This is a genomic window from Candidatus Acidiferrales bacterium, from assembly GCA_035934015.1.
GTDB lineage: Bacteria > Acidobacteriota > Terriglobia > Acidiferrales > UBA7541 > DAHUXN01.
Window position 1 is genome coordinate 75,213 of sequence record DASYYH010000008.1, and the last position, 14,150, is coordinate 89,362.

Sequence of the window (14,150 nt, forward strand, 5' to 3'; positions counted from 1 at the left end):
GGCGTCCTGGAGCTTGTGAGCTACTCGACGATGACGCGCAGGAATTTCTTTTTTCCGGCTCGCAGGAGAAACGTGCAGGGCTTTGAGAAATCCACTTCTTTCCTTACGTCGTCGACGCGCTGCCCGTCGATCTCCACGCCGCCTTGTTTGATGAGCCGTTCAGCTTCAGCGCGCGACGGCGCGAGATCGGATGTGAAGATAAGTACCGACACTCGGGTTGGCCCGCTGCGAGCCATTTTTTTCACAGGCACTTCTTCAGGCGCTTGCCGCTCTCGGAAAACGCGCTGAAATTCCTCTTTTGCGCCGCGCGCCGCTTCTTCGCCGTGAAAATTGGCGATGATCATCTGCGCGAGCTGCATTTTCGCGTCCATGGGATGCAGCACGCCGGTACGAACTTCTTCCTTCAGCCGCACAATCACGCGTTCCTCCAGGTCCGTCAGCAACTCGTAGTAAGACCACATCAGTTCATCGGAAATGGACATCAACTTGCCAAACATCTCCTGCGGCGATTCCGTGATACCGACGTAATTGTTCAGGCTCTTTGACATTTTTTTCACGCCATCGAGGCCCACAAGAATCGGCATGGTCAGCACGATCTGCGGCGCCAAACCATATTCGCGCTGGATGTCGCGGTGCACGAGGATGTTGAATTTCTGCTCCGTGGCGCCCAGTTCGACGTCGGATTTGAGCGCCACGGCGTCGTAAGCCGTCAGCAGCGGATAGAGCAGCTCGTGGACGGAAATGGGCTGATTGTTTTCGAGGCGTGACCGAAAATCCTCGCGCTCGAGCATGCGCGCCAGCCGGTAATGGCCGCACAGCCGCACTACGTCGTAACTTGACATTTTCGAAAGCCATTCGCTGTTGTAGCGAACCTCTGTCTTTTCCCGGCCGAGAATCTTGTAAACCTGCGCAAGATACGTTTTGGCGTGCGCATCAACTTGCTCGCGCGAAAGCGGCGGGCGCGTTTCCGATTGCCCCGTCGGGTCTCCGATCATCGCAGAAAAATCGCCGATCAGAAAAATGGCCGTGTGCCCCATGTCTTGAAAATGTTTGAGCTTGCGCAGCACTACGGTGTGGCCGAGATGAATATCGGGCGCGGTGGGATCGACGCCAAGGTAAACGCGCAGCGGCTTTCCCGTCTTCGTCGATTGCTCTAGCTTTTCACGCAGCCCGGCTTCAGGAACAATTTCCGCCGCGCCTTTTCGCAGGTAGGCGAGCTGTTCGTCAACCGATTTGTGACTTCGTTCAGACATGCCTTTTCGCTGCGTCCGCCGCATTCAGAATAATCACGCGGCGGCCCTCGATTCGATAGCGTCCTTCCAACACGATGCGCACAGCTTCGGAATAAATCCGATGTTCCTCGGCGAGAATACGCTCGGAAAGCGTTTCGGCCGTATCATCGTCGCGCACGGGAACGGCGGCCTGCAAAAGTATCGGCCCGGCGTCGAGAGTTTCATCAACGAAATGCACTGTGCAGCCCGTGAATTTCACGCCGTGTTCAAGCGCCTGCCGCTGCGCCTCGAGCCCCGGAAACGCGGGCAAGAGCGACGGATGAATATTCACGATGCGGCCGTGATATTCGTTTACAAAATATGGCGACAGTAAGCGCATGTACCCCGCGAGGCAAACCAAATCCACTTTTTTTTCGCGCATCACGGCGACGACCTGACGGTCGTAAGCGTCGCGCTCGAGCCCCTTCGAAGGAATCACTCTGGCGTCAATGCCTCGCGCCCGCGCCCGTTCTATGCCCGGCGCGCCGTCCCGATGGCTGATGACCACAGCGATTTCTGCGTTTGGGATGTGGCCGCTCGAAACGCTTTCCGCGAGCGCCTCAAAATTGGATCCGCGGCCGGAGAGCAGCACGCCAATGCGCTTCCTCATAATCGAGTGACGTTAGCACAATTTTTTCAGGGGGCAAAACGACTCTGCAAACAAGCTCGTTTCTCGCCATGCAGCAAAGATCAGCTGACCGGCAGCGTGCCCGTAAAGCTGACTTGCGATTTCCCGGCCGGCGAGGATTCAACATGGCCGATGCAATAGAATCGCTCGCGCCGCCGCTTCAGTTCCGCCTCAATCTTCCTGAGATTTTTCGGCGGCACGACAAGAATCATGCCGATGCCCAGATTGAACGTGCGCAATAGCTCGTCCGTCTCGATCTTTCCCAGTTGCGCCAGGTAGCGAAAAATCGGCAGCACCGGCCAGGAGCCGAGTTCGATGACGGCGTGAACATTTCGCGGCAGCACGCGCGGCAGATTGCCCGGAATTCCCCCGCCGGTGATGTGCGCCATGCCGGAAAGCCACCCACGGCCGACGACATTTTTCAGCATCGGCCAGTAGCAGCGGTGCGGCTTCAAAAGCTCCGCTCCGATTTTGTTGCTGATGGCGGCCACGTAAGCATCGGGTTTCAGACGCGCCTCTTCGAAGACAAGCTTGCGCGCGAGCGAATAGCCGTTGGTATGCAGCCCGCTCGAGGGCAGCGCTATGAGCACGTCGCCCGGCTTCACGCGCCGCGAATCAGCCTCGTGCCCGCGTTCGACCACGCCGACGATGAAGCCGGCGAGATCGTATTCGCCGGGTGCATACATTCCCGGCATCTCCGCGGTTTCTCCGCCGATCAGTGCGCAGCCGGCCTGCCGTGCCGCCCGGCTCATCCCATCGAGGATTTGCTCGACGACGCTCGGCTCGACACGCGCCATCGCCAGATAATCCAGGAAAAAGAGAGGCTGAGCGCCCTGCGTCAGGATGTCGTTCACGCAGTGATTGACGATGTCCGCCCCAACAGTGGAATGCACTCCGGCTGCCGCCGCGATTTTGAGTTTTGTCCCCACGCCATCCGCGCTGGCCACAAGCACCGGATTTCGCCAGCGCTTCGGATCCAGGTGGTAAAGCGCTCCGAAGCCGCCAATGGGCGCAAGAACCGCGCGATTGAATGTCCGGCCAGCCAGATGCCGGATGCGTTGTTTGGCCTCTTCGGCGCGGGAAATGTCAACTCCGGCGTCGGCGTAGCGCATGGATTTCGCCCTGCTCTCTGCAGAGGATGGCCTCAAAATGTATGGAACAATCGCTTCCAGCGCATCTCTCCGGGATGAATGAGGATGCGCAAATAGGTTCCCAGCCGTTCGCCGATGTGCCCCGGTTCCCAGACTTCTTCTGGGGCTCTGATGGACATGTAAATGAAGAGTGGCGTCCCAATGATATTCGCGCGCGGCACGTAGCCCCAGAATCGGCTGTCATTGGAATCATCGCGATTATCGCCCATCACGAAATATTCGTTCGCCGGCACGTGGAACGGCCCCATGTTCTCCGCAGGCGCGTCCGGGTTTGGCCGCGGATTCAGATATGGCTCGTTCAGTTTCTGCCCGTTCACGTAGACTGCCCCCCGCCGCACTTCCACCGTATCGCCCGGCAGCCCGATGACTCGCTTGATGAAATCCTCTCCGGCAGCGGCTTGCGGAGGCGCTTCAAAGACGATGATCTGCTGTCGCTTCGGCTTGCGCCATAGTGCGATGTGATGCTCCGTAAACGGAATTCCCGCATCGTATCCAAGAAGGCTGACGATAAGATGATCGCCGATCAAAATCGTATTTTCCATCGACGCGCTCGGAATCACGCGCGCTTGAATCACGAATGCTTCGATGAATAGAAACGCAAGAATCACCCAGACCCAGGAAATGATCTCACGACGGATTTTGTCGTGGGTTGTCTGCGAAGAAGGACTTGTTTGCGGTTTGGTCTTCCTGCGTTTGGATTTATCCGCTCCCAATCACACCTCCGAACTTTCTACAGCGTGTGGAACAAGCGTCCCCAGCGAACTTCGCTCGGATGCAGAAAAATATTCAGATACGCGTCGATACGCTCTCCCACATGGCCCGGCTGCCAGGCATCTTCGGAAGCGTTGATGGACATAAAAATAAACAGCGGTTCGGCGATAATATTTCTTCGCGGCACGAATCCCCAGAATCGGCTGTCGTAGGAATCCCCGCGATTGTCGCCCATCACGAAATAATCCCCCGAAGGCACCACGATCTGGCCATTCACCACATATTTGTGCATCGTGGCGGCCCATTGTGGCGTCAGGCCGTTTTGAAATAACGGATCTCCTGTTGGCGGGAAATTCTCTAGAGCGCCGTCGCTGTCGGATGGATCGCGCAAGACGTACGGCTCTTTCAATTTCTTCCCGTTCACATAAACAAGCCCATGCTCGATCTGAATCCGATCTCCAGGAATGCCGATGACGCGCTTGATCAAGTCCTCCGTGCCGTTCACCGGAGATTGAAGGATGATAATTTGCTGCCGCTTGGGGTTGCGCCACAGTGGTACGTGCAATTCCGTATATGGAACGCAAAGCGAGTATCCGAACGGGCTGACCACGATGTGGTCGCCTACCAATATCGTGTTTTCCATCGAGCCGCTTGGAATCAACCGGCTCTGCGCCACCGCGCCTTCGACGACAAACAGCGCCAGAAGCAGCCACACCCACGAAAGAACCTCGCGCAGCACTTTCTGCATCGTCGTTCGCTGTGGTCTCTGCGTTTCCGTGTTTTCGGATGCGCGTTTTTCAGCAGCCACGGTGCGCCTCCACTTCCAGTTGCACTCCCTCGGTCGGATAAACGCCCGTGTAACAGGAAGTACAAAATTTCCCGTCGGTATCTTCCACGGCGGCGCGCAGGCTCTCGAGTGAAAGATAGCCGAGCGAATCCGCGCCGATGAATTCGCGGATCTGCTCGACGGAATTGTGCGAGCCGATCAGCTCGTCGCGTGTCGGAGTGTCAATACCGTAATGGCAAGGTGAGACCGTGGGCGGGCAGCTGATCCGCATGTGAACTTCGGCCACGCCGGCCTCGCGCATCATGCGCACAATCTTCCGGCTCGTCGTTCCGCGCACGATCGAATCGTCAATCAGCACCACGCGCTGACCTTCGAGCAGCCTGCGCACAGGATTCAGCTTCAGCCGCACGCCAAAATCACGAATCTCTTGTTCCGGCTCGATGAACGTTCGCCCGATGTAATGATTGCGGATCAATCCCATGCGAAAAGGAATCCCGGACTCCGCGGCGTAGCCAATCGCCGCAGGCACGCCAGAATCCGGAACGGGCACGACCATGTCCGCAATCGCCGGATGCTCGCGCGCCAGCAATCGTCCCAGTCGCTCGCGTGTCGGATTCACAGGCCGGCCAAAAACCAGGCTGTCGGGCCGCGCAAAATAGACATGCTCGAAAATGCAATGTTGGTGTAATTTTTCCGGCGCGAAGCGGATGGATTCGATTCCGCTCCGCGAAATTCGCAGCAGTTCACCCGGCTCGACATCGCGCACATATTCCGCGCCGATCAAATCGAACGCGCACGTTTCCGATGCCACGGTCCAGCAATCACCCCGGCGCCCGAGCGCCAGCGGCCGGAACCCTCGCGGATCGCGCACCGCGAAAACCTCATCGCGCGTCAGAATCAAAAGCGAATACGCCCCCTCCACCTGCCCAAATGCATCGGCAATCGCACCCGGCAAATTTCCCGCTTTGCTCCGCGCGATCAGATGCAGGATGACTTCGGTATCGCTCGTAGTCTGAAAAATCGAACCCTTATGCTCGAGCGTACGCCGCAGTTCGAGCGCATTCGTCAAATTGCCATTGTGCGCCAGCGCCAGCTTCCCTTTGTTGCACTCGCTCGACAGTGGCTGCGCATTCGTCAGTGTCGTGTCGCCGGCTGTCGAATAGCGCGTGTGCCCGATCGCCGCTGTTCCCGGCAGGCGCGCTAGCACCTCCGGCGCGAAAACATCCTGCACCAGCCCCATCCCTCGCTCGACGTGAAATTGCACGCCATCGGTCGCTGCGATGCCCGCGGACTCCTGTCCGCGATGCTGCAGCGCATAGAGTCCCAGATACGTCAGTTTCGCCGCCTCTTCCTCGCCGAAAATCGCAAAAATCCCGCACTCGTCATGGAAGTGATCGTCGCTGAGACTTCGGCCGATTTGGATAAGGGAGTTCATTTTTTGTTCAGACTCAATTTCCGTGAAGCGCGCGCTCGAGAGCGCCGGTCCAGACTTGCCGAAGTGAGTCCATCGCCCCCCGGATTTGCGGCTGGCCATTCACTCGGATGCGGAACTCGCCGCGTGTGACTTTGCCGATGGGCTGTGCTTCCACCTTGTATTGTGCCGCAATGTCCATGACGCGGGCAAGCAACTCTGCTCTCACGGAGACAACAGCCCGCGCGCCCGACTCTTCAAAGAGCGCAAACTCTGCCGCATCGCCGTCTTGGATCGCCACGTCGGCCGACAGATTATCGCGGCCCGCAAAGCAACACTCCGCAAGCGTCACGGCCAGTCCTCCGTCGCTCACGTCGTGCGCCGACTCGATGGCGTGCTCCACCGCAAGCGCGACCAGACAATCAATCAGTCTTTTTTCTGCGGTGAGATCAATCTGCGGCGGCGCGCCCGCCACGACCCCATAAATCGCCTTGGCATATTCAGAAGACGAAAACTCCCGCCGCGATTCGCCCTCTCCGCGCTTCGCCGTCCCGCCTTGCAGCAAGAGAATCGCATCTCCCTCGCTTTGGAAACCGATCCCCAGCGCGCAATCCGCGTCTTCCAGTATCCCCAGCACGCCCAGCACCGGCGTCGGATAAATTCCCCGGCCCAGCGTCTCGTTGTAGAAGCTGACGTTCCCGCCTGTGATTGGCACGTCGAGCGCGCGGCAAGCCTCCGCGATTCCGTCAATCGCTTCGCTGAACTGGCTCATAATTTCCGGTTTTTCGGGATTCCCAAAATTCAGGCAATTCGTCGCGGCCGCGGGCCGCGCGCCGGAGCAGGCGACATTCCGCGCCGCCTCGGCCACCGCGTGCATTGCGCCGGTCCGCGGCGAAAGCTGGCACCAGCGTCCGTTTCCGTCGGTCGCGAGCGCCAGTCCGCGCTTTGATCCTTTCAAGCGAAGTACCGCTGCATCTCCTGCGCCAGGAAAGACGCGCGTGTTCGTGCGCACCATGTGATCGTACTGGTCGATAATCCAGCGCTTCGAGGCGATCGCGGGGGAGGTCAGCAGCTTGCGAAAATTTTCGTTTAGGTCCGTGCCCGCGGCGGCGAATTCAACTAACGGTGCGGACGATTCCGGTACCTGAAACGGAGCCATCGGCCGGCGATAAACCGGTCCTTCCTCTGCGAGCGCATGCGCGGGAATTTCCGCCGCAACGCGTCCGTTTTCCAGCACGCGCAATTTGCCATCATCCGTCACGCGCCCGATTTCCACCGCATCGAGTCCCCACTTGTTGAAAACTTCGAACACTTCGGCTTCGCGCCCGCGCTGCGCCACCAGCAGCATGCGCTCCTGCGATTCGCTGAGCATGATTTCATAAGGAGTCATGCCCGACTCGCGCTGCGGCACGCACGAAAGCTCAATTTCGATCCCCATCCCTCCGCGCGAAGCCATCTCGCAGGATGAGCTCGTCAATCCTGCCGCGCCCATGTCCTGAATGGCCACCACCGCTCCCGTGCGCATCACTTCGAGGCATGCTTCCAGCAGTAATTTTTCCAAGAAAGGATCGCCCACCTGCACATTGGGCCGCTTCTGCCGCGATTCCTCGCTGAATTCTGCCGACGCCAGCAGCGAAGCGCCATGAATTCCATCGCGTCCCGTTTTCGCGCCGACATAAATCACCGGATTGCCCGCGCCGCGCGCCCGCGCGAAGAAAAGCTCGTCGCGGTGCGCAATCCCCAGCGCCAGTGCATTCACCAGCGGATTGCTCGAGTAACACGGTTCGAATTCCACTTCGCCGCCCACCGTCGGCACGCCAAAACAGTTCCCGTAGGATCCGATGCCGCTCACCACGCCATCGAAAATCCGCCGGTTCCTCGCCGCTTCCGCTGCGGACACGCTCCCGGCCGCGGTCAGCGGTCCAAATCGCAGCGAATCGAGCACCGCGATCGGCCGCGCGCCCATCGTAAAAATATCGCGCAGAATCCCGCCCACGCCTGTCGCCGCTCCTTGAAACGGTTCAACGAAGCTCGGATGATTGTGCGATTCGATTTTGAAAACGGCGCAAAGCCCGTCGCCGATATCCACGACTCCCGCGTTTTCGCCCGGCCCCTGCACAACGCGCGAGCCTGTCGTCGGCAGCCGCTTCAAATGAACTTTGCTCGATTTGTACGAGCAATGCTCGCTCCACATCACGCTGAAGATGCCCAGTTCCGTGAACGAGGGATCGCGCCCCAGGATTTTCTGTACGCGCGCAAACTCTTCCGCCGTCAGGCCATGCTCAGCAGCCACTTCTGCCGTAATTTTCGTTTCCGTCTCGATCATCCCGCAGTCCTATTTTGCACTCGCGAAGTCGTAAACAATATTCCAGAGAAGATGTACGCCGTCCGTATAGCTTTTCACCGGAATGCGTTCGTTGTCGCCATGAACGCGCTCATCATCGGCATCCATCAGCGCGAAAGGCTCGAAGCCGTAGCTCACGATTCCTTTGTCACGAAAATAATGCGAGTCCGTAAAACCCGCATCCACAGTCTGCACCACGCCCGCACCCGGATCGAGTTCGTGCACCGCTTTTTCAATCGAGGCAAAAAACGGCGTGTCCGTCGACGATGTCGCCGGCGGGAAATTCAAAATCACTTCGATCCGAATTGTCGGATCGTTGATGATGCTGCGAATCTGCGTAACCCAGCGGTCAATCGTCCATCCCGGCAAAAGACGGCAATCCAGTTCCGCGCGTGCCTCCGACGGAATGATGTTCGTCTTGTTCGAACCCTGCAGGCTCGTGATCGAAATCGTGTTCGTGAGCCGCGCCAGGATATCGGGCCGCTTTTCGAGCAAATCATATGCGTCAGGCTCAGCCAGGAATTTCTTCGGGTCCGCGAGTCGCGTGCGCCACGGTTCCTGCTCGTAAGGCGCATGGCTCCGCAGCATGGCCTCTACCGGCGGCGTCAATTCAAGGGGCGGTCTGTACTGCCGGAGCTTGTCGAGCGCAGCAATCAGATGGTTCGGCGCCGAATCGGGAATCGGGATGGACGCATGCCCCGAACGTCCCGTGGCGATCAGCCGCAGCCACGCTGGCGTCTTTTCCGTCGGTCCAACGCCAAAGTAAATCGCCTTTCCCGAATCATCGGCCAGCGAGCCTGCGCCTTCGGTAAGCATGAAGCCGGCGCCTTTGATCCATTCCGGACGATTCTTCACCACCCACCCCGCGCCATACACGCCGCCTGCTTCTTCGTCCGCGGTGCCAAGGAAAATCACGTCGCGGCGCAGCGGCACATTCAGCCGCTTCAATTCAAGAAATGTCAGCAGCTCGACGATGCCCAGCGACTTCATATCAATCGACCCACGGCCCCACAGATACCCATCGCGTACAATTCCCGCAAACGGATCCACGGTCCAGTGTGACCGGCTCACCGGCACGACATCCATGTGGTTGACGAGGATAAGCGCTGACTCCGTGCCGCTTCCTTTCAGTCGCGCAACGATGTTTCCGCGCCCTGGCGCCGATTCCGCGATTTCGTAGGGTATTCCCTCCGCTTTGAAAATTTTCGCAAACCAATCTGTGGCGCGGACTTCATTCCCTGGCGGGTTCGTCGTGTTCACGCGGATATAATCGGAAAGTTTTTCGACAGCCTCGCGCTGCAGCGCCTGCCAGTCGGGAGATGCGGCGGACTGCGCTCGCGTCGCTGGTGAAATCGCCAAGAGCGCGACCGGGACAAGAATCGAGCACAAAGAGTTCTGGCGTCTCATAAATGTCCTCCTGAGGAATGCACGACGCTAGGCCGGCACCGAGTCCTTGACCTCGGCTCCGCTCTTGGCGGAATGCGCAAGCCTGTTAGTCATCGCTTCGACCATGGAGCGGAAAATAACAAGCCCATCCGCCGACCCCAGCGCCGCCTCCACTGCGCGCTCGGGGTGCGGCATCATGCCCATCACGTTGCGCTCGCGGTTGCAGATTCCTGCGATGGCATCGAGCGAGCCGTTCGGATTTGCCGTATCGTCCAGTCGCCCGTCCTCGGTCGTATAGCGGAAAAGAATTCGTCCGTTGCGTTCCAGTTCCTTGAGCGTTTCCGCATCGCAGAAGTAATTTCCTTCGCCGTGCGCAATCGGAATCTTCAGCACTTGCCCTTTCCGCGCGGCGCAGGTGAAGGGCGAATCCGTGTTTTCAACTCGGATGTAAACATGCCGGCAGATGTAGCGCAGATCGCGATTGCGTAGCATCGCTCCAGGAAGCATGCCGGCCTCGAGCAGAACTTGAAATCCATTGCAGAATCCGGCCACGAGCCCGCCGCCGCGCGCAAACCGCTCCACTGCGCGCATCATCGGAGAAAAACGCGCAATCGCCCCGGTGCGAAGATAATCGCCGTACGCAAAGCCCCCCGGGAGAATGATCGCATCACAGCCGGAGATATCCTCGGAGGCGTGCCAGAGATATTCAACGTGTTGCCCGAGCACAGCGCCAGCGGCGTGACACGCGTCCTCGTCGCAATTCGAGCCCGGAAACACTACGACGCCGAATTTCATCGTTTGGATTCTCCCACACCGATTCTAACACATCGGGCGGGTACTGCTCAGACTCGAAATCTGAGCTAATTGACGAGCCGCGTGGGCTCACAGGAGAGAATTTAAATAGCGAGTCCGTTTGAATTTTCTGAATCGTGACGCAGGAAGGCAAAATTCAAACTGGCCCATTGCTCGAATTTACTTCCTCTTGCGTGCCGCTTTCTTCGATCGCTTCGCACTTTTTCGAGAAGAGGCAGAAGTCGCCGTCGGATTCGAGTTGGAATCTGCCATTTTCTTCCGGCGTTCCGCAGCCCATCCGGGTTTGTTGACCTGCCGTCCCCGGGCGATCGCCAGCGCGTCGGCGGGCACGTTCTCCGTCACCGTAGATCCAGCGGCAATGTACGCGCCGTCGCCGATCGTGATGGGCGCCACAAGCGCCGAGTTGCTGCCGACAAAAACACGTTCGCCGATGCGCGTCGGGTTCTTCTTCGCACCATCGTAATTGCAGGTGATCGTTCCCGCTCCCACGTTCGTCTCTCGTCCGATGCTCGCATCCCCCAGATAGCTCAAATGCATCGCCTTGACGCCTTCGCCCAGCACGCTCTTCTTCACTTCTACGAAGTTCCCCACGCGCGCGCCCTCCTGCAATTCCGCCCGTTCGCGAAGATGTGCGAATGGCCCCACGATCGTGCGCGCGCCGATTCGGCTCTGCTCGATGATCGAGTGCTGGCGAATCATTGCGTTTTCGTCCACATCGGAATCCAAGATGACGCTCCCCGTCTGTATCGTCACGCCCGAGGCAATCCGCGTCTTGCCCAGCAACTGCACGCCCGGCTCGATCACCGTGTCCCTGCCCACCTCGACTTCCACGTCAATCAGCGCCGTCTCCGGCAAATAAATCGTCACGCCCGCATCCATCAGTTCCGCAGTTTTGCGCGCGCGAAACGCCCGGTCGATTTCCGCCAGCTCGGCGCGCGTGTTGCAGCCGAGGACTTCTTTCGAATCCGCCGCCTCCATCGCCAACACGCGCTCGCCTTTTTCTTTCAGCATCGCAATGGTGTCGGTGAGATACAGCTCGCGGTGTGCGTTTTCCGGCCGCAATTCCGCGAGGCACGGCCATAGCTTTTCGAGCGTGAAGCAATAGATGCTCGAATTGATCTCGCGAATTTCCCGCTCGCTCTCGCTGGCCGCTTTGTCTTCCACGATGGCAACAACGCTGCCATCGGGATTTCGCACCACGCGGCCATAGCCGCTCGGGTCGTCGAGTTGCGCTGTGAGAATCGTCACCGCTGCGCGGCCGCCTCGGTGTGCATCGATCAGAGCTTGCAGCGTCGCGGTACGAATCAAAGGTGCATCGCCCGGAAGCGCCACGGCGAAGGCAGCTTTTGGCGTCAGCGCCTGCCGCGCAATCAGCATCGCGTGCCCCGTTCCATTTTGCGGTCGCTGCAAAACGGTCGTCGCGCCCAGATGTGTGACCGCGGCGCGCACAGCTTCGCCTTGGTGCCCGACGACAACCAGCACGTTCTCCGAGATCGGTTTGCACGCGCGCACCACGTGCTCGACCAGCGTCCGTCCCCCGGCGCGATGCAGCACTTTCGCCAGTTCGGACTTCAGCCGCGTGCCTTTGCCCGCCGCCAGGATCACGAAATTCAAGTCGTTTGCCGTCATGGCTTATTTATTGTCCCTTTCCTGCTTCCATTTGGCAATTGCGCACGAATCACTTGTTTTCCAGCGCGGAAAGGTCTATCAGAAAGGTGTCTGCGACTGGGAAATCCTGGAGGCCGCCATGAAACTCTGCCCAAAGTGTGGATCAAGCCTGGAGGATTCAAGTCGCTTTTGCAGCGTCTGTGGCGCCGACGCCTCGGCAGTGGCTTCCACATCAGCGGCGAATGTTTTTCCTCCTCCTCTGGCCAGCGCACCAACAAGCGGCAAAGCCCTCGCCAGCATGATTCTCGGCATTTGCAGCTTCTTTTTCAGCATCTTGACCGGCATACCGGCCATCATTTTGGGACACGTCGCTCACGCCGAGATTCGCAGGAGCGCTGGCAGGCTTCAGGGAGAGGGAATGGCCTTGGCCGGTTTGATTCTCGGCTACGTCAGTGTCGTGTTTATTCCCATCATCCTTATCATCGCCGCGATTGCGATTCCCAACCTGTTGCGCGCGAAGATGGCTGCGAACGAAGCGTCGGCTGTTGGCTCTCTGCGAGTGATCTATCTGGAATCCGTGAACTACAATCAAACCTATGGGCATGGTTTCCCGCCAAGCCTCGCTGCTTTGGGCCCAGCAAATGATGGCGCAGCGTCCAGCGCCGAGCACGCCGGTTTGATCGATGTGAATCTCGCGCTCGGATCCAAGTCCGGCTACGTCTTCACTTATAAAGCGACCAGCACTCGCAACGATGGCACGCTCGATGCGTTTCATGCCTACGCCGATCCCGTCGCACCTGGCACAACAGGAGTGCGACATTTTTTCGTCGATCAAAGCGGCATCATCCGCTATCAGGAAGGTGCTCCGGCAGACGAAAACAGCCCCCCCCCTTCAGTAGCTCAAAATATTCGGAGTTTTTTTGCGGCTAATCGGCGTGGACAGGCAGGATGCTCGAAACGGCGTGCGCCGCAACTTCGTTCTGTTCGATTTCCGTCGTTTCCACCCACAGCGAGGGATCAGCCAGAAGCTGTGTGACCAGCCGCGTATGCAGCGCGTGTCCCGCTTTATGCGCGACAACCAGCGCCCGCAGCGGTCGCCCGACGAGCGCAAGATCCCCGATTAGATCGAGCGCCTTATGCCGGCTGAATTCGTCGGGGAAGCGCAAGGCGCCTTCGAGCAGCCCGTCTTCCGTAAGCACGATCGCATTTTCGAGCGACCCACCCCGAATCAAACCCATCGCGCGCAATTTATCGATCTCTGCCGTGAACGTGAAAGTCCGCGCGGCGCCAAGTTGTTCGGTGAACGTCTCCCGTCCCACGGCGATCTCGGTTTCTTGATGGCGAATCAGCGGATGCGGAAAATCGATAAAACATCGCACGCGAAATTCATCGGCCGGATAAATCCCGATCTGCCGGTCGCCCTCTGAAATTTCCAGCGGCTTCACGACTTTCAGGTATCGCCGCTGCCGGCGCAATTGGCGTACGCCTGCCTTCTCCAGCATCTCCAGAAACGGTTGCGCCGAGCCATCCAGAATCGGCAACTCCAGCGCATCAATTTCCACGTAAACATTGTCAATTCCACAGGAGTAAAGCGCCGCCAGCAAATGCTCCGTCGTGGAGAGCAGCACGCCATTCTTCATCAAGCTCGTCGCGTAGCTCACGCGCGCTACGTTCCGCGCATGCGCCTCGATTTCGAAATTATCCAAATCTACGCGCCGGAAGACGATCCCGGTATCCGCTGGCGCGGGAACAAGCCGGATATGCGAGCGCACGGCCGTGTGCAGACCCACGCCTTGCGCTTCCACTGGCCGGAGAATCGTCAGTTGATTTGGCATAACGAACCACAACTATAGAAGCATTCGAATGGCCGGACGCCGAGCAGTTAAGCACCTTTTATTCAACAGATTAAAGAGAGAGCCGCAACGTTGAAAGCGAGATTGTTGTATTAATGCAACACTGGACGGGGCCGAGCTGTCACTCGAATTGGACACTTAGGCGCATCCCAGCCTGCCCTTATCGGGGCTCCTGAATGCTCAAATC

13 protein-coding genes are annotated in these 14,150 nt (G+C 58.7%); 1 reads left to right on the forward strand and 12 read right to left on the reverse strand.

Annotated elements, in window-relative coordinates:
* Positions 1-20 precede the first annotated feature (20 nt).
* The 11 genes from tyrS to VGR81_04640 all read right to left on the reverse strand — a co-directional run bounded on the left by tyrS (position 21) and on the right by VGR81_04640 (position 12,467).
* Positions 21-1,253 (reverse strand): tyrosine--tRNA ligase, encoded by a 1,233-nt coding sequence (gene tyrS, locus VGR81_04590; protein HEV2288212.1) that lies wholly within the window; start codon positions 1,251-1,253, stop codon positions 21-23.
* Entirely contained in the window at positions 1,246-1,881 is a 636-nt protein-coding gene (gene purN, locus VGR81_04595; GenBank protein HEV2288213.1) for a phosphoribosylglycinamide formyltransferase, read from the reverse strand. Before purN ends, tyrS begins: the two co-directional genes overlap by 8 nt.
* Positions 1,882-1,961: 80 nt before the next feature.
* Positions 1,962-3,011: a phosphoribosylformylglycinamidine cyclo-ligase gene (gene purM / locus VGR81_04600; GenBank protein HEV2288214.1), complete on the reverse strand. Its 1,050-nt coding sequence runs from the start codon at positions 3,009-3,011 to the stop codon at positions 1,962-1,964.
* A gap of 32 nt (positions 3,012-3,043) precedes the next feature.
* Positions 3,044-3,763, reverse strand: coding sequence for a signal peptidase I (gene lepB, locus VGR81_04605; protein HEV2288215.1), 720 nt, complete (start codon positions 3,761-3,763; stop codon positions 3,044-3,046).
* A 17-nt stretch (positions 3,764-3,780) separates the two neighbouring features.
* The gene (lepB, locus tag VGR81_04610; GenBank protein HEV2288216.1) at positions 3,781-4,569 is read right to left on the reverse strand and encodes a signal peptidase I; all 789 of its coding nucleotides are present in this window, start codon (positions 4,567-4,569) and stop codon (positions 3,781-3,783) included.
* Positions 4,559-5,983 carry an amidophosphoribosyltransferase gene (purF, locus tag VGR81_04615; GenBank protein HEV2288217.1) on the reverse strand — a complete coding sequence of 475 codons (1,425 nt, stop codon included), beginning with the start codon at positions 5,981-5,983 and terminating at the stop codon, positions 4,559-4,561. Before purF ends, lepB (VGR81_04610) begins: the two co-directional genes overlap by 11 nt.
* A gap of 13 nt (positions 5,984-5,996) precedes the next feature.
* Complete coding sequence (purL, locus tag VGR81_04620; GenBank protein HEV2288218.1) at positions 5,997-8,285, reverse strand: phosphoribosylformylglycinamidine synthase subunit PurL; 2,289 nt, start codon at positions 8,283-8,285, stop codon at positions 5,997-5,999.
* Positions 8,286-8,294: 9 nt separating this feature from the next.
* Positions 8,295-9,710, reverse strand: coding sequence for a M20/M25/M40 family metallo-hydrolase (locus tag VGR81_04625; protein HEV2288219.1), 1,416 nt, complete (start codon positions 9,708-9,710; stop codon positions 8,295-8,297).
* 27 nt (positions 9,711-9,737) lie between these two features.
* Positions 9,738-10,484 (reverse strand): phosphoribosylformylglycinamidine synthase subunit PurQ, encoded by a 747-nt coding sequence (gene purQ, locus VGR81_04630; GenBank protein HEV2288220.1) that lies wholly within the window; start codon positions 10,482-10,484, stop codon positions 9,738-9,740.
* A gap of 177 nt (positions 10,485-10,661) precedes the next feature.
* On the reverse strand, positions 10,662-12,131 hold the full coding sequence (gene glmU / locus VGR81_04635; GenBank protein ID HEV2288221.1) for a bifunctional UDP-N-acetylglucosamine diphosphorylase/glucosamine-1-phosphate N-acetyltransferase GlmU: 1,470 nt from the start codon (positions 12,129-12,131) through the stop codon (positions 10,662-10,664).
* Positions 12,132-12,209: 78 nt separating this feature from the next.
* Positions 12,210-12,467: a hypothetical protein gene (locus tag VGR81_04640; GenBank protein ID HEV2288222.1), complete on the reverse strand. Its 258-nt coding sequence runs from the start codon at positions 12,465-12,467 to the stop codon at positions 12,210-12,212.
* A gap of 61 nt (positions 12,468-12,528) precedes the next feature.
* On the opposite strand from VGR81_04640, the gene VGR81_04645 reads away from it, so the two are divergent.
* Positions 12,529-13,146, forward strand: a complete 618-nt coding sequence (locus tag VGR81_04645; GenBank protein ID HEV2288223.1) for a hypothetical protein — start codon at positions 12,529-12,531, stop codon at positions 13,144-13,146.
* Here the strand turns inward: VGR81_04645 and lpxC are convergent.
* A complete protein-coding gene (gene lpxC / locus VGR81_04650; protein HEV2288224.1) occupies positions 13,037-13,945 on the reverse strand; it encodes a UDP-3-O-acyl-N-acetylglucosamine deacetylase in 909 nt (302 codons plus the stop codon). The genes VGR81_04645 and lpxC overlap by 110 nt on opposite strands.
* Positions 13,946-14,150 lie beyond the last annotated feature (205 nt).

What these genes read in the sequence shown, in the direction of transcription:
- tyrS (HEV2288212.1), bottom strand. Translation starts at nt 1,253, where the DNA reads ATGTCTGAACGAAGTCACAAATCGGTTGACGAACAGCTCGCCTACCTG.
- purN (HEV2288213.1), bottom strand. Translation starts at nt 1,881, where the DNA reads ATGAGGAAGCGCATTGGCGTGCTGCTCTCCGGCCGCGGATCCAATTTT.
- purM (HEV2288214.1), bottom strand. Translation starts at nt 3,011, where the DNA reads ATGCGCTACGCCGACGCCGGAGTTGACATTTCCCGCGCCGAAGAGGCC.
- purF (HEV2288217.1), bottom strand. Translation starts at nt 5,983, where the DNA reads ATGAACTCCCTTATCCAAATCGGCCGAAGTCTCAGCGACGATCACTTC.
- purL (HEV2288218.1), bottom strand. Translation starts at nt 8,285, where the DNA reads ATGATCGAGACGGAAACGAAAATTACGGCAGAAGTGGCTGCTGAGCAT.
- VGR81_04625 (HEV2288219.1), bottom strand. Translation starts at nt 9,710, where the DNA reads ATGAGACGCCAGAACTCTTTGTGCTCGATTCTTGTCCCGGTCGCGCTC.
- purQ (HEV2288220.1), bottom strand. Translation starts at nt 10,484, where the DNA reads ATGAAATTCGGCGTCGTAGTGTTTCCGGGCTCGAATTGCGACGAGGAC.
- glmU (HEV2288221.1), bottom strand. Translation starts at nt 12,131, where the DNA reads ATGACGGCAAACGACTTGAATTTCGTGATCCTGGCGGCGGGCAAAGGC.
- VGR81_04640 (HEV2288222.1), bottom strand. Translation starts at nt 12,467, where the DNA reads ATGATGGCCGGTATGCCGGTCAAGATGCTGAAAAAGAAGCTGCAAATG.
- VGR81_04645 (HEV2288223.1), top strand. Translation starts at nt 12,529, where the DNA reads ATGGCCTTGGCCGGTTTGATTCTCGGCTACGTCAGTGTCGTGTTTATT.
- lpxC (HEV2288224.1), bottom strand. Translation starts at nt 13,945, where the DNA reads ATGCCAAATCAACTGACGATTCTCCGGCCAGTGGAAGCGCAAGGCGTG.